Source organism: Parapedobacter koreensis, assembly GCF_900109365.1.
GTDB classification, from domain to species: Bacteria; Bacteroidota; Bacteroidia; order Sphingobacteriales; family Sphingobacteriaceae; genus Parapedobacter; species Parapedobacter koreensis.
Map to the genome: position 1 here is coordinate 58,974 of NZ_FNZR01000013.1, position 13,831 is coordinate 72,804.

General features: G+C 52.0%; 14 protein-coding genes. 8 read left to right on the top strand and 6 right to left on the bottom strand.

The features are described from left to right. Positions 1-5: 5 nt before the first annotated feature. The 6 genes from BMW65_RS22365 to BMW65_RS22390 all read right to left on the bottom strand — a co-directional run bounded on the left by BMW65_RS22365 (position 6) and on the right by BMW65_RS22390 (position 4,804). Complete coding sequence (locus BMW65_RS22365; protein WP_090609077.1) at positions 6-896, bottom strand: HlyD family secretion protein; 891 nt, start codon at positions 894-896, stop codon at positions 6-8. 43 nt (positions 897-939) lie between these two features. Next, the gene (locus tag BMW65_RS22370) at positions 940-2,211 is read right to left on the bottom strand and encodes a TolC family protein (protein WP_090609078.1); all 1,272 of its coding nucleotides are present in this window, start codon (positions 2,209-2,211) and stop codon (positions 940-942) included. 67 nt (positions 2,212-2,278) lie between these two features. Next, positions 2,279-2,893 carry a TetR/AcrR family transcriptional regulator gene (locus BMW65_RS22375; RefSeq protein ID WP_090609080.1) on the bottom strand — a complete coding sequence of 205 codons (615 nt, stop codon included), beginning with the start codon at positions 2,891-2,893 and terminating at the stop codon, positions 2,279-2,281. Between the two features lie 120 nt (positions 2,894-3,013). Beyond that, positions 3,014-3,391 (bottom strand): fluoride efflux transporter CrcB, encoded by a 378-nt coding sequence (gene crcB, locus BMW65_RS22380; RefSeq protein WP_090609082.1) that lies wholly within the window; start codon positions 3,389-3,391, stop codon positions 3,014-3,016. 11 nt (positions 3,392-3,402) lie between these two features. Further along, positions 3,403-3,960, bottom strand: a complete 558-nt coding sequence (locus BMW65_RS22385) for a helix-turn-helix domain-containing protein (protein WP_218145496.1) — start codon at positions 3,958-3,960, stop codon at positions 3,403-3,405. Positions 3,961-3,988: 28 nt separating this feature from the next. Continuing rightward, positions 3,989-4,804, bottom strand: a complete 816-nt coding sequence (locus BMW65_RS22390) for a sulfite exporter TauE/SafE family protein (RefSeq protein ID WP_245747720.1) — start codon at positions 4,802-4,804, stop codon at positions 3,989-3,991. A gap of 78 nt (positions 4,805-4,882) precedes the next feature. Here BMW65_RS22390 and BMW65_RS22395 point away from each other — a divergent pair, with 78 nt between their 5' ends. From BMW65_RS22395 to BMW65_RS22430, 8 genes are read left to right on the top strand one after another with little or no spacing between them, the layout of a single operon-like run. Beyond that, positions 4,883-5,251, top strand: a complete 369-nt coding sequence (locus BMW65_RS22395; RefSeq protein ID WP_090609086.1) for a YgaP family membrane protein — start codon at positions 4,883-4,885, stop codon at positions 5,249-5,251. Between the two features lie 51 nt (positions 5,252-5,302). Beyond that, positions 5,303-6,877 (top strand): lipopolysaccharide biosynthesis protein, encoded by a 1,575-nt coding sequence (locus BMW65_RS22400; protein ID WP_090609088.1) that lies wholly within the window; start codon positions 5,303-5,305, stop codon positions 6,875-6,877. Continuing rightward, complete coding sequence (locus BMW65_RS22405) at positions 6,870-7,817, top strand: glycosyltransferase family 2 protein (protein ID WP_090609089.1); 948 nt, start codon at positions 6,870-6,872, stop codon at positions 7,815-7,817. Before BMW65_RS22400 ends, BMW65_RS22405 begins: the two co-directional genes overlap by 8 nt. A 7-nt stretch (positions 7,818-7,824) precedes the next feature. After that, entirely contained in the window at positions 7,825-8,895 is a 1,071-nt protein-coding gene (locus tag BMW65_RS22410) for a glycosyltransferase (RefSeq protein ID WP_090609091.1), read from the top strand. Continuing rightward, the gene (locus BMW65_RS22415; protein ID WP_090609092.1) at positions 8,892-10,097 is read left to right on the top strand and encodes a glycosyltransferase family 4 protein; all 1,206 of its coding nucleotides are present in this window, start codon (positions 8,892-8,894) and stop codon (positions 10,095-10,097) included. The genes BMW65_RS22410 and BMW65_RS22415 overlap by 4 nt, the downstream gene beginning before the upstream one ends. After that, positions 10,081-11,274, top strand: coding sequence for an O-antigen ligase family protein (locus BMW65_RS22420; protein WP_245747721.1), 1,194 nt, complete (start codon positions 10,081-10,083; stop codon positions 11,272-11,274). The genes BMW65_RS22415 and BMW65_RS22420 overlap by 17 nt, the downstream gene beginning before the upstream one ends. Further along, entirely contained in the window at positions 11,259-12,260 is a 1,002-nt protein-coding gene (locus BMW65_RS22425; RefSeq protein ID WP_245747722.1) for a glycosyltransferase family 4 protein, read from the top strand. Before BMW65_RS22420 ends, BMW65_RS22425 begins: the two co-directional genes overlap by 16 nt. A 15-nt stretch (positions 12,261-12,275) precedes the next feature. Beyond that, positions 12,276-13,829, top strand: a complete 1,554-nt coding sequence (locus BMW65_RS22430; RefSeq protein ID WP_090609097.1) for a right-handed parallel beta-helix repeat-containing protein — start codon at positions 12,276-12,278, stop codon at positions 13,827-13,829. Positions 13,830-13,831 lie beyond the last annotated feature (2 nt).

Genomic DNA, 13,831 nt, shown 5'->3' on the forward strand with positions numbered 1-13,831 from the left:
GTTCATTAAAACCTGACGTCCGCATACATGCCGATTTTCAGCAGACCATCGTTTTTTACACGGATTTTGGTCGCATACACCAAGTTTTCCCGTTCGTCCTTGGTCTGGATGGTCTTGGGGGTAAACTCGGCTTTATCGCTGATCCATTCCACTACACCTCGGTATTCCCGGTAGCCACCGTCCACATCATCCACAAGCACGGTCACTTGCTGGTTCAATTTGAGTTGGGCAAATTGAGGGCCGGTCACATATGCACGGAGGATGATGGCGGAGAGGTCTGCGATTTTATACAGCGGTTTACCGACGGTGGCCACTTCGTTTGCTTCGGCATATTTCACGAGCACCGTGCCTTCCACGGGATTGACAATACGGCTTTTGGCCAGCTGGTCTTCCAATTGGGCAACCTGGATTTCGAGTGGCGAAGCCTCTTGGGTGATGCTGGCAGCCGTGATTCCGAGCGACGATTGCTGGGCCGCGATCTGTTTCTTGATGATGGCTACCTGTGCATCGGCGTCATCCAGTTGTTTGGGTGTGGCGGCATCGGCTTTCACCAGGTTGGCTATTCGCTGCTGTTCCCGGATGGCTTGGCTCAGCTGTTCTTGCAGCGCAGCCACTTGTGCGGCGATGTCGGGCCGTTTGCTGAGCACCGCACCGATCTGCGACTGGAGCTGGCGTTTTCTCAGGTATAGCTGCGTACTGTCTATATAGCCCACGGTCTGCCCGGCATGGAGCTGTTGCCCTTCCTGGATGTCCAGCGCTTTAATGGCACCGTTGGCCTCAGCTGATACGATGGTTTCCACGGCTTCGAATGTGCCGGAAGCATCATATCCGTTCTGGTTGGGGGTGCAAGCGGTCAGCAGGAGTGCTACGATTGCGAATGTTGTTGTATTGTTCATGGCATTGGTGTTGGGTTATTGATTTATCCGGCTCATTGGCACGTCATTCGTTGCCGGTGGTGTGTTGTATCGCATATAGGGTCATCAATCGCTGAATCTCATGACGGATTTTGGCCACTTTGGCAGTATCCTCGGCATTCACCTCCCGTAGGTAGTCGGCCGTATTGATGACACCATTTTCCAATTGGGCAAGTGCGGCATTTTTTACCGATGTACGGAGCGCGATGATGGTATCATCCGTTGCCAGCAGTTGTTCGTATTTCTGCAATTCCGTCGTTTGTTGTCGGACGGCCAGATCCGTATTGAACAGGAAGGTCTCCCGTTGTACATCGATGGTCTTGTGGCGCATGCCCAGTAGCGCCCGTTCTTTCCTAAGGGTATAGAAACCACTGATGGGAATGGAGAGGCGGACGCCGCCGTAATAATAAGCTTCCATGTTGTTGCTCAGCATGTTCAATGCTGGCCGGCCGACACCTCCCTGTAGGAATAAGCCCACCATGGGCAGGTTTTTTGCCGTGAGCATTTTTCCTTCGATGCCCAGCCCCTGTTGTCGGCTGGCATACCAGTCCAGCTCCGGCCGATTGATATCGGGATTCGGTGATATATCTTCCGGTTGCTGCAACACCGTGTGTTCGTTTAGCGACCGGTTGATGAATAGGCCAAGCACCTGGATATAGGCCTTGCGGGATGCCTGCAATTCGGCTGTTTGCTGTTTTGCCTTGAGTAACTCCGCTTCAAGCAGGTCGGCACTGCTTTTCAGTGCAGAGCCATTGGCAATGGCCGCCCTGGCCTTGGCCAGTCCGGTGGTCAGATCCTTTTGCAGCAGGTCGTTCTGTGCCAATTGAGCATCAAGCAGCAACACACCGAAAAACAATTGATTGATGCGCTGTTTAAGGTCATGCAATTGCACTTCGAGGGCTTGTTCCTCCACTGCGGCGTTGGCTTCGATGGCTTCTTTTTGCAGCCTTATGCTGCCCCCATCGTACAAACGTTGGTTTACCTCGCCGAATAGTTTGTACTGGTCTTTGCTCAAAGACGGTACGTCGATTCCCGGTATTTGTAGGGGGATTTGCGTGACCGCCGATTGGTAAGTGGCTTGCCCGTTGATGTTGATTTGCGGCAGGTAGCCGGTATGTGCTTGCTCGATAGCATATTGGGCACTTTTGGCAATTAAATCATGCTGCTTTATCATGGGATAATTTGCGATGGCTAATGCATGGCTTTCCTGTAGGGTCAGTGACGGCGTCTGGGCTTGGAGCGATTGCTGCATGGCGAGCAACCAACAGCAAAAAAGGATGACAACGTATTTAATCATATTATTTATTATTTTGAATTAATCATTTGATTAATGTTGGTATAAAAAATATAACCCCGCTATACTACTATTTGGCGTCCAGCATGGCTTGAAACCATGTTTTAATTAATTTTTTCCGTTCATTCATCAGCACGACCGCCCGTTCGGATGGGATGCCTGTAATCAACTGTATAAGCGGCTTGCCGATAAAGGGGAAGATAATCAATCCCAACATATTGAATATGAAGTGCAATGGATCGATATCAGGACGCCTTGCCGCCAATTGCTTGAAGAATGCGGAATTAACGATCTTCGTTTTGGTCATGATTAAATTGGCAAACTTCTCCGGGTTATTCCGGATTTCGCCCAACACGAACAAGGGAATATCGGGATTGGCTATAAGGGTACTGATGTAGTGCTCGGATATATCTTCCACTTTTTCTTCGATGGTGGTCTTTTCATCCGTGAGGACAGGGCCTATTTTGCCCAGCAGTAGCTGCATCTTCTCCATGATGACGATTTCGAAGAGCTTTTCCTTGCTGCGGAAGTAGTAGTTCAGGAGTGCCAGGTTGATGCCCGCTTCTTCGGCAATGTCGCGTGTTCGCGTAGCAGCATAGCCTTTTTTGGTAAATACCTGACGAGCAGCTTCCTTGATTTTTTCTTCCGTGCTTAAATCGCCCGTGATGTCCTTTTTCTTTGCCATGGATGGTTATTGTACCGAGCAAAACTAAAAAGGATTTTTGATTTAACCAAATATTTTAATCATTTGATTAAAAATTGCAAAAGAGCAATTTTCATGGCACATCATCATTCAAATCTGTTGTCAAACTGTTTTGCCGACCGCCATTCCCACCCATACCAGCGCGATGCCCAGTACGACGCTGAGTAAGGTATAAGCAACCGCCAGGAATGCTTGTTGCTGCTCGATGAGGAGCAGGTTTTCATTGGCAAACGTCGAAAAAGTGGTGTATCCGCCACAGAATCCCGTGACAAGCAGTAGACGCAGGTTGCTATTGTCATAGGGGGGCTGGCTGAAAATGCCCAGCAGCAAGCCGATAAGGAAGCAACCCGAAAGGTTGATCAATAAGGTAGGGATAGGAAATGCACCATGAACAAGCCTGCCGGTCAATATCGATACCAGAAACCGGAGCATGCTCCCCACTGCTCCGCCTATACCCACTGCGATAAGTTGTTTGAACATAAAGGGCGATTTTACAATTTATCAATCGGCTTACGCAGATTGATACCAAGATTTTTGAATTGGGAAGGGGTGAGGCCCGTCGTTTTTTTAAATTGTGTCGAAAGGTAAGCTACGCTGCTGTACCCCAGTCGGTATGCGATTTCGCTCAATGTCAGCTCATTGTAAGAGAGCAATTCCTTGACTTTCTCCATACGTTGCAGGATAACGTATTGCTCGATGGTGATGCCCTCTTTTTCGGAAAAAAGTTTGCTGAGCTGGGAATACTCTTTGTTGAGTGCTTTTTGCAGGACGTTGGTGAAGACAAAATGATTGTCCTCCAATTGATGCACATGTTCAATGATAATGGACTTGATTTTTTCGACCAATTGCTGTTGTTGGTCATCCAGCAGTACGAAACCAAGCGCATCCAGTTCCCGCTGCAAATCCGCGTGCTGCTGATCCGTCAGTGGCTGGCCTACAACCACTTCGCCAAGCCGCACATCCAGGGGTGTAATGCCCATGGAGGCGAATACCTGTGAAACGGCCTGAATACACCGCGGACATACCATGTTTTTGATGGCGATTTTCATTATACAAAGGTAATAAAATAGGCCTTTCTCAAAACAACTCCCTGCTTAGGATATAAATCCCCATAGTGAGTACACACCAGCCAAAACCGGAGCGCAGCCGTTCGCCGGGTATGTGCCTGCCAATCGCACTGCCGATAATCACCCCGCAGATGGTAATGCCTAAAATCCTAAGCAGGAATGGCCAGTCGATAGCAACATGCCCGATATCGCCAATGAAGCCTATTACTGAATTGATGGTAATGATGAATAGTGAGGTGCCGATGGCTTCTTTTATGGGGATGTGGACGAGCAATACCAGTACCGGGATAATTAGGAAACCTCCACCGGCTCCCAAAAGGCCCGTCACCAGTCCAATGCCTAATCCAATAATCAGGAGTTTGGGTAAGTTGGCTTGCTGGTTCCGATGTTTTTCCCGATGCCCAAGAATCATGGATACGGACGCCGCCAACATCAGCGCTGCGAAAAATACCATCATTGCGCTGGATTTGGTTACCGTGAAGGTTCCAAACCGCATGAGCTGATCTGGAATTGCCGGTAATAAATATTTTCGCACCACAAACACGGTTGCTACGGAAGTGAGGCCAAATGACAAGGCAGCCTTGATATTAACGTATCCTTTGCTGTATTGGTATATCGTCCCTGCAAGGCTGGTCAGTCCGACGATAAATAGCGAATAAGAAGTAGCCAGCGCCGGCTCGAAATGAAATAAATAGACCAATACGGGTACGGTGAGGATAGAACCGCCGCCACCGATGAGACCAAGGGAAATCCCAATAAATACGGACAAGATATAGCCGATAATCTCCATCAATGGTGCCTCACGAAATTGGATATCATGGAGCAAAGTACGTTTAATTTGGCAACTCAGTCAAGCTATAGGCGAAATATCATCATTAATTGCGGCTGACAAGCGCCGACAAAGATGTTTCCCAAAACCAAATGCATTGCCGGTTGTTTGTATAGCAATGAACAGAAACAACATTTTATCAAGACACAGGAAGATATGAACGCCAAGACCAAAGAAATACTGGACGACGTAAAAGAACGGCTCCAAGAAGCCAGTGACCACCGCAATATTGCCAACTCCGAGCGATTGCTCTCTGTAGGCGCGGGCGCTTTCGTGCTATACACCGGCATCAGCCGCATGTTTAAGACGCCGCTGACGTCACTTGCAGAAGTGGCGTTGGGAAGTGCACTTATTCTGCGCGGGGCGACAGGTTACTGTCCGCTAAAAGATTCCGTATACCCTGAACGGGAAGTGGCTATCGTAGAGCGGATTGTCGAAGAATAAGGATGGGTATTTTGGCCAGTCGGCGTTTTTGTCGATATTAGGTGGCTGAATATGCATTCCAACACCACTGCACCAACTGACAGGACAACGGAGGTTGCCAACCGGACTAAGCGGGTTTTTTCAGGATCGGTATGGGGCATTTTGGCCAAAACACTTGATGCGCTGGCCAAATTTGTGACCATTCCCATGCTGGTGGGCTTCTATGGCAAGGCAGACTATGGCCTTATTGCGCTGGCATTTTCCCTTAATGCCTACCTCCGGCTGATGGATTTAGGGTTCAACGTGGGGGCTGTCCGTTACTTTTCCATGTGGACGGCCAATAGCGAATGGGACAAAATCGGTGCAGTATCCCGTTCAAGCATGGTCTTCTATGGCGTCATAGGCTTGGCCAATGCAGCCATATTTCTTATCATGTCCGCCTATGGGCAGCAATTCTTCAACCTTACCGATGCGCAGGTGCCGTTGTACCGCCAAATCATGTATATCCTGTCTTTTTCCACAGTGCTCAACTGGGTTTCCGGCGTAGCCATCCAACTGCTCAGTGCCAAGGATGAATTGGGATATGTCAACCGCGTGACCGTCATCAGCAGCCTATTGAACTTCGTGGTTGCTTTGCTGGCCATCCAACTGCAATGGACGCTCATTACATACTTTGTTTATTATACACTCTCCACACTCGTACCCATACCGTTTTATGTACGGCGTTTGGGGGTATTTCCCATGCCCCGGAAATCCTTGCTGGCACCGCGATGGCACGGCAGGGCATTCAAGGAAATACTGCACTATAGCCTCGCGATATTCGTCATGGGCCTGTTCCAACTGACCGCCAATAACCTCAGACCGTTGCTGCTGGGTAAATTTGCCAGTGGCACCGAGGTGCTTACCGATTATCGCGTTATCCAGACCATTGCCATGCTCATTGTGGCATTCGGCGGGGTATTCATGCAGGTCTTGCTGCCCTCGGCTTCCAAAGCTTATGCCGAAGGCAACCAGGCGCGTATCGAGCGCATGGTATTCGAAGCCACCAAATACATCTCTGTATTTTTGGGGTTCATGGTCTTTGTACTGATATTGAATGCTGACGACATCCTGCTGCTGTACATGGGCGAAGGGTATGGCCATCTTTCCCTGTGGCTGTCGCTCTGGTTACTCACGGTGTTGCTATCCATGCACAATACACCCGTGGCCAGCTTGGTGCTTTCCACGGGCAGGACACGTTTTCTGGTGTATTCGTCGGCCATTGCCTGCATCGTGTCGCTGCCCATTACGGTTATTTTCGCCAGCACGTTGCAGGTAGGGGCTGCGGTGGTGGGATACTTGGTGTATATGGTGCTGCAAATTGGCTTTTTCTATGTTTATTACATACCGAAGGTGTTACATTTGGATGGGGGCAGGCTGTTTGCCCGGGCTTTCCTGCCAGCTGCGGTCGGCGGTGGACTGGCACTGCTCATCAGCCGGTATGCAGGCGGGCTACTGGCTCTTCCCCATGGATATGGCACGGTAATCGCCAATACGGCTATATTTGCGGTGGTGTATGGGCTATACCTGCTGGTTTTTGTGGTCAAGCCGGCGGATATCCGCCAACTAAAAAAAACACTTATGGGGAAAGGAACGGGCAATGCCTAAATTTTCGGTCTGCATACCAGCCTATAAAAGCCGGTTTTTAGAGGAATGCATCGGGAGTATCCTGGCGCAGTCCGTTACCGATTTCGAATTGATTATCCTGAATGACTGTTCGCCGGAACCTGTAGCACAAATTGCAGCGACGTTTACAGATAGCCGTATCCGGTATAACGAGAATGAGCACAACGTCGGTGCCGTACGGCTTACCGACAATTGGAACAAATGCCTGGCCCTGGCCGAAGGGGAGTACATCGTGATGATGGGCGATGACGACCGCATGGAACCCGACTACCTGGCGGAATTTTCGGCGTTGATAGCCGCTTATCCGGAATTGGATGTGTACCACTGCCGGAGCCTCGTCATCGATGACGAAGGCCGGCCACGGCAGCTGACACCGTCCTGCCCGGCGTATGAGCGCGTATGCGACAACATCTGGCACCGCCTCAGCCAATGGCGGTCGCAATACATTTCTGATTTTATGTACCGCACGGAAGCATTGCGGCAGCAGGGCGGTTTTTATGCGTTGCCGCTGGCCTGGGGCTCGGACGACATTACCGCTTACATTGCCTGTAGAGACAAGGGTATCGCACATACCAATAGGCCCGTATTTAACTATCGGAGCAATAGCCTCTCGATCTCGTCGTCTGGGAGCGACCTGGAGAAGATGAGGGCCAACCTGGGCTATGCCCAATGGCTAAAGGATTTTCTGGAGACCCATGTGCCCCACGAGACCGAGCGGGTGGTCTACGCCACCCTGTTGGAGCAGGAGACCCTGTTCATGCAGCAGCGCAAACGGTATACCATGGCCTTGTCCATGCGGTATCGCATGGCCAGCAAGTGTTGGCTATGGTACCGGCACAGCAAGGAATTTGGCCTTGGGCTCAGCGATATCGTTATCGCAGCGGTGAAGGCACGGGGCTTACGGAAACGTTTATCGAATTAACGGCACTATGGATATCATTTTCAACCCACCGGTCAACGAGGAAAACCAATATATCCAGCTGGTGGTGGGCGAATTGCGTGCCAAAGGTTACCGGATCCATCCGTTGGATACGTTCTTTTCCAGCGTCAGGCATTTCCGGTCCATCAAGCTGGTACACCTCAATTGGTTTGAGAATGTAGACGATAGCAGTTTTTTTGTGGCGTTGCGAAGTTTCGTGCGCAAGCTGACGGTATTAGTTATTATCAAGCTGAGCGGGAAACCCTTGGTATGGACGATGCACAACCGCACGTCGCACGAAAAAGGGTTGGCTTTTTTCAGCCGTACCCTTACGCGGCTGTTGGTCCGCTGGTCGTGGCGCGTTGTGATCCATAGCCACCAGTCGACCGAGCTGCTCCTCGCGGCCCATGGTGCCAAAGCGAGCAGGAAGGCGGTGTATATTCCTCATCCGAATTTTATAGGCGTATATGGAGCCGTGCAACCTGCCACCCATCAGGGTGATGAGGCGCTGCACCTGTTGTTTACCGGCATGGTCAAGCCCTATAAAAACCTGGAGCTGCTCATCGATGTGGTCAGCACATTTGGCCCGGAAGTACAGCTGACGATTGCAGGCAAAGCCATAGACGGACAGTACCAACAGCAGGTAGCACGGCAGGCGGCAAAGGCGGGCAATGTACAGTTTTTGCCCTACTTTGTGCCCGATAGCGAGCTGGCCACGTTGTTGGCCAGTGCCGATGCGATGGCGCTGCCTTACGATTTGTCGAGCAGCCTCAATTCCGGCACGATTATCTTGGCGTTTTCTTATCAGCGGACGGTTATCTGTCCGGATATCGGTACTGTTGCAGATTTAGGCACGTATCGCCAGTATGTGTTCCATTACGAGTATGTGACCGAGGACGAACATCGCACGGCGCTGAAGGAGCAGGTAGCGCGGGCCGTAGCGATGAAGCGGCAAGACCCGACTGCGTTGGAAAGGATGGGAGCGCAGTTGCAAGACTATATGGCTGAAGCATACAACCCACACCAGGTAGGCGTTGAATTGGATGGGATATACCACGAATTATTGGGGAGGCAAGCATGAAGATTCTTTACATCAATGCCCTTTATACCCCGTATGTGGCTGGGGGAGCCGAAATCTCGCTCAAGCTCATCGTGGAAGGTATGCAGGCCAATGGGCATGAGGTGGTGGTGCTGAGCCTCGTACCCGAAGGCGATTTGCAGCACGACTGGGTGGATGGAGTGAAGGTATACCGCGTCGGGCTGAAAAATCGGTATTGGCCCTTTTCAAAATCACGGCCCGGCAAGTTCAGTCGGTTGGCTTGGCATCTCCGCGACCGGTATAATCCCGCTATGCGCGCTGATGTGAAGGAAGTGCTTCATCTTGAACAGCCCACGGTCGTATCGTGCCACAACCTGGTTGGCTGGTCGATAGCCGTATGGGATGAGGTGCGGCAGGCTGGCATCCCGATTGTGCAGGTGTTGCATGATATGTACCTGCTGAGTCCGGATAGCACCCTGTTTAAAAACGGCAGGCCCCGTACCCGCCAAGGCCTGATAGCTGGGTTGTTGCGGCACAACCATCGGCAAATGTCAAAAAAAATCAGCGCAGTGGTGGGCATTAGCCACCATATATTGCAGCGCTTCGTGGCGCATGGATATTTTGACGGTATCCCGCACTATGTGATTCACAATGCCCGCCGCATTCCAGAGGCAAGGGCGCTGCGCCTGCGCGAGGAAGGGCAGGCGCTGGTATTAGGCTATATTGGTACGTTGTCTGCCGTCAAGGGGCTGGAGTGGCTCATTGCGCAGTTCAAGATATCGGGCATTACAGGGCAACTGCTCATTGCCGGCCGGGGCAAGGAAGAAGACGAGCAGCACTTCCGAAAGCTTGCAGCCGATGATCGACGCATTGTTTTCCGGGGGTACGCAGATCCCGTCGACTTTTATCCCGATATCGACGTTTTGGTAGTGCCCTCGTTGTGGGAAGAACCGCTGGGCATGGTCGCCGTGGAAGGTTTGGCAAACCATTTGCCGGTCATTGCGAGCAATCGTGGTGGACTGCTGGAAACCGTTGCCGATGGTCGGAATGGCATCCTTTGCGACCCCGATGAGCCAGACTCTCTTGGAAGGGCTATCTTCATGCTTTGGAAAGATGTCGCATATTACAACCGGCTGGCCAGCGAGGCAAGGTCATCCGCAAGTGAATACCTCAGTATAGCACGCATGGTCAATGAATACGAACAGGTACTTCTTGCTGTAACGAAGAATGATGGAAAGGTTTAAGACGATAGCAGCCAGCCAACGGGCAATACTTTGCGAAGTATTGTTCTGCCTCGCTTTGCTGGCGGTTTTCGTGCCCTTGAAAGGCTATCCCTTGGTGTTTTTGTTGGCGTCGTTGGTTTTTTTCTTCGATACGCCGAGGCTGCTTCGCCACCCGTGGGTGTGGTTCCTGTCCGTGTTCACCGGGTACGCATCGTTCGTTTTTCTTGCGGGCTTACCCGCAGACCAGCGGGAGATGACCAATTTTCTCAAACTGCCTATCAATTTTACCTACTTGTATTTCGCAGTAGGGTGGAGTGCGCAGCGGGATAATACCCGCCTGTTGCGCTGGGTGGATATTACCCTGCACATCGCGCTTGGTCTCTCCTTGCTGCAATTGCTGGTGTATCATCAGGCCGCAGGATTCCGTTGGCTGGACGGGGCGCCCACTTCGGCGCAGGGTAGTGCACTCTACCGGCCCTCGCTCTATTTCTGGGGCCTGGACGACAAGAATATGTTCGGTGCACGTATTGCCTTGCTGGGCTTTGCCTACGTGCTGTTGCCCATCGTCAGGCGACAGGCCATCGTATGGTGGCGCGTCGTGGCTGTCTTGTTATTGGCATGGCTCTCCCTGTCCCGTACGCCCCTGGTGGCGTTGTTCCTCGGTTTGTTTGCGCTGTTGTGGATGGCAGCCAATGTGAGGTGGCGGGTAGTGCTTGCCGTGGCTGCATTGGCGGCCCTTCCGTTTGTGGCCGAAAAGGTTGTCCGTATAGACACGATTACCGCCTCCAACGATGGCATGGGTGTCCGCTTGGTGTATTGGAAGGCTTTTTTCCAGCATTTCTTCGCCATCTCGCCGTTGGGCAATGGGTTTATGGCAGGGAAGGACTTCCTGGGCCGTTATGCCGCGTTTTACCATGGCGAACCGCACATCCATAATACATTTTTAAGTTGTTACCTCGATTTCGGTATCATCGGGTTCGTCGCGTATGTATTGTTTTTGGTTTATTTTTTCCGGTTCTGCGGCCAGCAGCAACCCAATCGTGCGTTCTGGGCGGTGGCATGGCTGCCACTGTTGGCCATCATGATGATTCTCTACTCCGGATATGACAACGATATCATCCTATACCTGGGCGTGATACTCATGTTGGGCAGTGCTCGGTCCATCGATTTAAAGGTATTAAAATGGAGGGTAGCGTAATGGCGGTGCGTGTACTGATAGATAGCCGCTGGGATGGCGATACAGGTATCGGCAAATTGTACCGGGAAGTGATGGCACGGATGCCGGCAGGTGTCTCGCCTGCCTATGTGCAAAATCAGCTGGGGTTGGGCAACTTGCTCACGCCGCTGATGCTGGCGCGCGAAATCAGCAGGGCGGATGCGGATGTGTTTTACAGTCCGTCGTTCATGCCACCGTTATACAGCCGCATCCCGTTTGTGTTTACCATCCACGACCTCATGCACCTCTTTTATTACACGTCCTTGCACCGGCTGTATTATAAGCAGGTGATTGCACGGCTGGCGGCAAGGGCAAAAAAGGTCATCACCGTGTCTCATTTCAGTAAGCATCAGTTGGTGGAATTGCTCGGTATCGACGAGCAACGGATTGCCGTGGTATATAATGGCGTAGACGTACGCTATCAGGAAAACACGCGCTCATTCCCCTCCGAGCGGCCATATTTCCTGTATGTGGGCAACCGGCGCAAAAACAAAAACATCCCCAATATGCTGTCTGCATTTGCGCAGGCGCGTATTCCGCAGGAATTTATGTTTTACCTTTCGGGCCATCCCGACGGGGAGTTGGCGGCCCACATCGACCGCCTGGGGATTGGCGGCCGGGTACGCTTTCTGGGATTTGTCGCCGAGGAAGATATGCCGGCCTTATATAAAGGTGCATTTGCCACGCTTTTTGTCTCCCTGATGGAAGGTTTCGGCCTGCCGGTCATTGAGTCCATGGCCTCCGGTACGCCCGTCATTACATCGTCGGTAAGTGCGCTGCCGGAGGTGGCAGGCGAAGCGGGTATCTGCGTAGATCCCACTGCCCCGGACGCGATTGCTGTAGCCATGGAGGAATTGGTGGCTGATACCGCACGCTACGATGCGCTGCGCCATCAAGGAATCCAGCGTGCCGCGCAGTTTTCCTGGGATAAAACGGCAGCAGAAACATGGTCAATACTAGTAGGATAATCAACGGATTAAGGTATGCAATATAGGAATGGTTCGCTAAAAATGGTATTTGCTGCACTGGCGGCATTGATAGTCACTGTCGCTGGTTGCCAGCCGGATAAACCGGCGGCGGAGAAAGAAGAGACGGGACTCGGCCAACGGCTGGATGTACGTAGCTTGGGAGCTAAGGGCGATGGTAAGGCAGACGACTCAAAGGCCATACAGGCCGTCATCGACAGCGCCTCGCCGGGCGATACCGTTTACCTGCCTAAGGGGGAGTACCTCGTCCGTTCCCTACGCCTCGTGCCCAATGTGCATTTGGTAGCCGATGGTGTGCTGAAACAGCCCAAGGAATTGTCCGAATCCTTCTCGGTGGAAAACCAGCATTCTACCGCACCGTTGTTCCGCGCACACCGTGTATCCAACATTTACCTTTCTTTTCATGCCGAGACGGTCAATGAGGCGATTTACGCCTCGCAAAGCAGCAACATCACCATCGCGGGCAGCCGGATAGCCGGCGATTCCACGAATAGACGGTCATTTCCGGGAATATTATGGTACAGCTGCTCCGCCTGCCGTGTCATCGGCAGCACCGTTAGCCATTATGGCGGTGCCCGTGAGTCCGCGAAAACGTATCATCCCGGCACGGCGATTCGGGTACTATCCAGTCGGGGCGTGACGTTTTCCGGTAATGAGTTGCACCACAATGGCGAAAACGGCATCTTTATCCACGACAGCGGTGACGTGGAAATCGACGGAAATTACATTCATCATAACGGCATGAGTGGCATACAGGTCGCGTTTAACTCGGCGGAGCTCGTGCGTAATTACCGGATCACCAATAACCGGTTGGAATACAACGCTGCCGATGCCGTCGATATCAACAACCGAGCACATGGCGTGGTAATGCCCATCCAGGCACTCATCGCGGGCAACTATAGTTGGAAAAATGGCTTTGTAGGCGGCGAGTCCACGCCGGATGGATCGGGCATCGGCACGCTTATTGGCATTTCAGAGGTGACGCTGAGCGGCAACCGGGCTTTTGGCAACAACAGGCCAGCGCTCTACATCGAAGGGTGCGGAGCGATTACCGCTAATCGGAATGTCACCGATGGCGCATTTGAACTGGTGGGCCGGTGGGACAGCATACGCATGGAAGGCAATACCTTCCCGACCCTGCGGTTGCTGGCCAATGCCGACGGCCGTGTGCTCCACCTGAAGGCAAACCGGGTGACCCGTGCCTTGCTGCCCAATGATATCCGCATCGATTCGCTGCTGCTGGAAGAAAACGAAATCGAAAGCGGGCCAGTAAACATCAACATGGAAGGAAATCTGCGGTTTGAAGATAATATACTAACCAGCGGACACGATGCGGGTGGCTTGCTGCTGGTGAAGGTAGGGAGTGCATTCCTGAAAGGCAATCGCATTACGAACGCCAAAAATGCAGCCATCTCCATCAGTGAAACCGCCCGGCAGGTCGTGATAGACAGCAATTTTGTATCCTCAGGAGGCGCTGCGCTGCACAACGCGGGTTCAGTGGGACTCCAACAGACGCGCAATACTTTTGACGAACAGGTAAAACAACCCTAAAC

Coding starts and splice junctions, on each gene's coding strand:
- BMW65_RS22365 (WP_090609077.1), bottom strand. CDS start 896: ATGAACAATACAACAACATTCGCAATCGTAGCACTCCTGCTGACCGCT.
- BMW65_RS22370 (WP_090609078.1), bottom strand. CDS start 2,211: ATGATTAAATACGTTGTCATCCTTTTTTGCTGTTGGTTGCTCGCCATG.
- BMW65_RS22375 (WP_090609080.1), bottom strand. CDS start 2,893: ATGGCAAAGAAAAAGGACATCACGGGCGATTTAAGCACGGAAGAAAAA.
- crcB (WP_090609082.1), bottom strand. CDS start 3,391: ATGTTCAAACAACTTATCGCAGTGGGTATAGGCGGAGCAGTGGGGAGC.
- BMW65_RS22385 (WP_218145496.1), bottom strand. CDS start 3,960: ATGAAAATCGCCATCAAAAACATGGTATGTCCGCGGTGTATTCAGGCC.
- BMW65_RS22395 (WP_090609086.1), top strand. CDS start 4,883: ATGTTTCCCAAAACCAAATGCATTGCCGGTTGTTTGTATAGCAATGAA.
- BMW65_RS22400 (WP_090609088.1), top strand. CDS start 5,303: ATGCATTCCAACACCACTGCACCAACTGACAGGACAACGGAGGTTGCC.
- BMW65_RS22405 (WP_090609089.1), top strand. CDS start 6,870: ATGCCTAAATTTTCGGTCTGCATACCAGCCTATAAAAGCCGGTTTTTA.
- BMW65_RS22410 (WP_090609091.1), top strand. CDS start 7,825: ATGGATATCATTTTCAACCCACCGGTCAACGAGGAAAACCAATATATC.
- BMW65_RS22415 (WP_090609092.1), top strand. CDS start 8,892: ATGAAGATTCTTTACATCAATGCCCTTTATACCCCGTATGTGGCTGGG.
- BMW65_RS22420 (WP_245747721.1), top strand. CDS start 10,081: ATGATGGAAAGGTTTAAGACGATAGCAGCCAGCCAACGGGCAATACTT.
- BMW65_RS22425 (WP_245747722.1), top strand. CDS start 11,259: ATGGAGGGTAGCGTAATGGCGGTGCGTGTACTGATAGATAGCCGCTGG.
- BMW65_RS22430 (WP_090609097.1), top strand. CDS start 12,276: ATGCAATATAGGAATGGTTCGCTAAAAATGGTATTTGCTGCACTGGCG.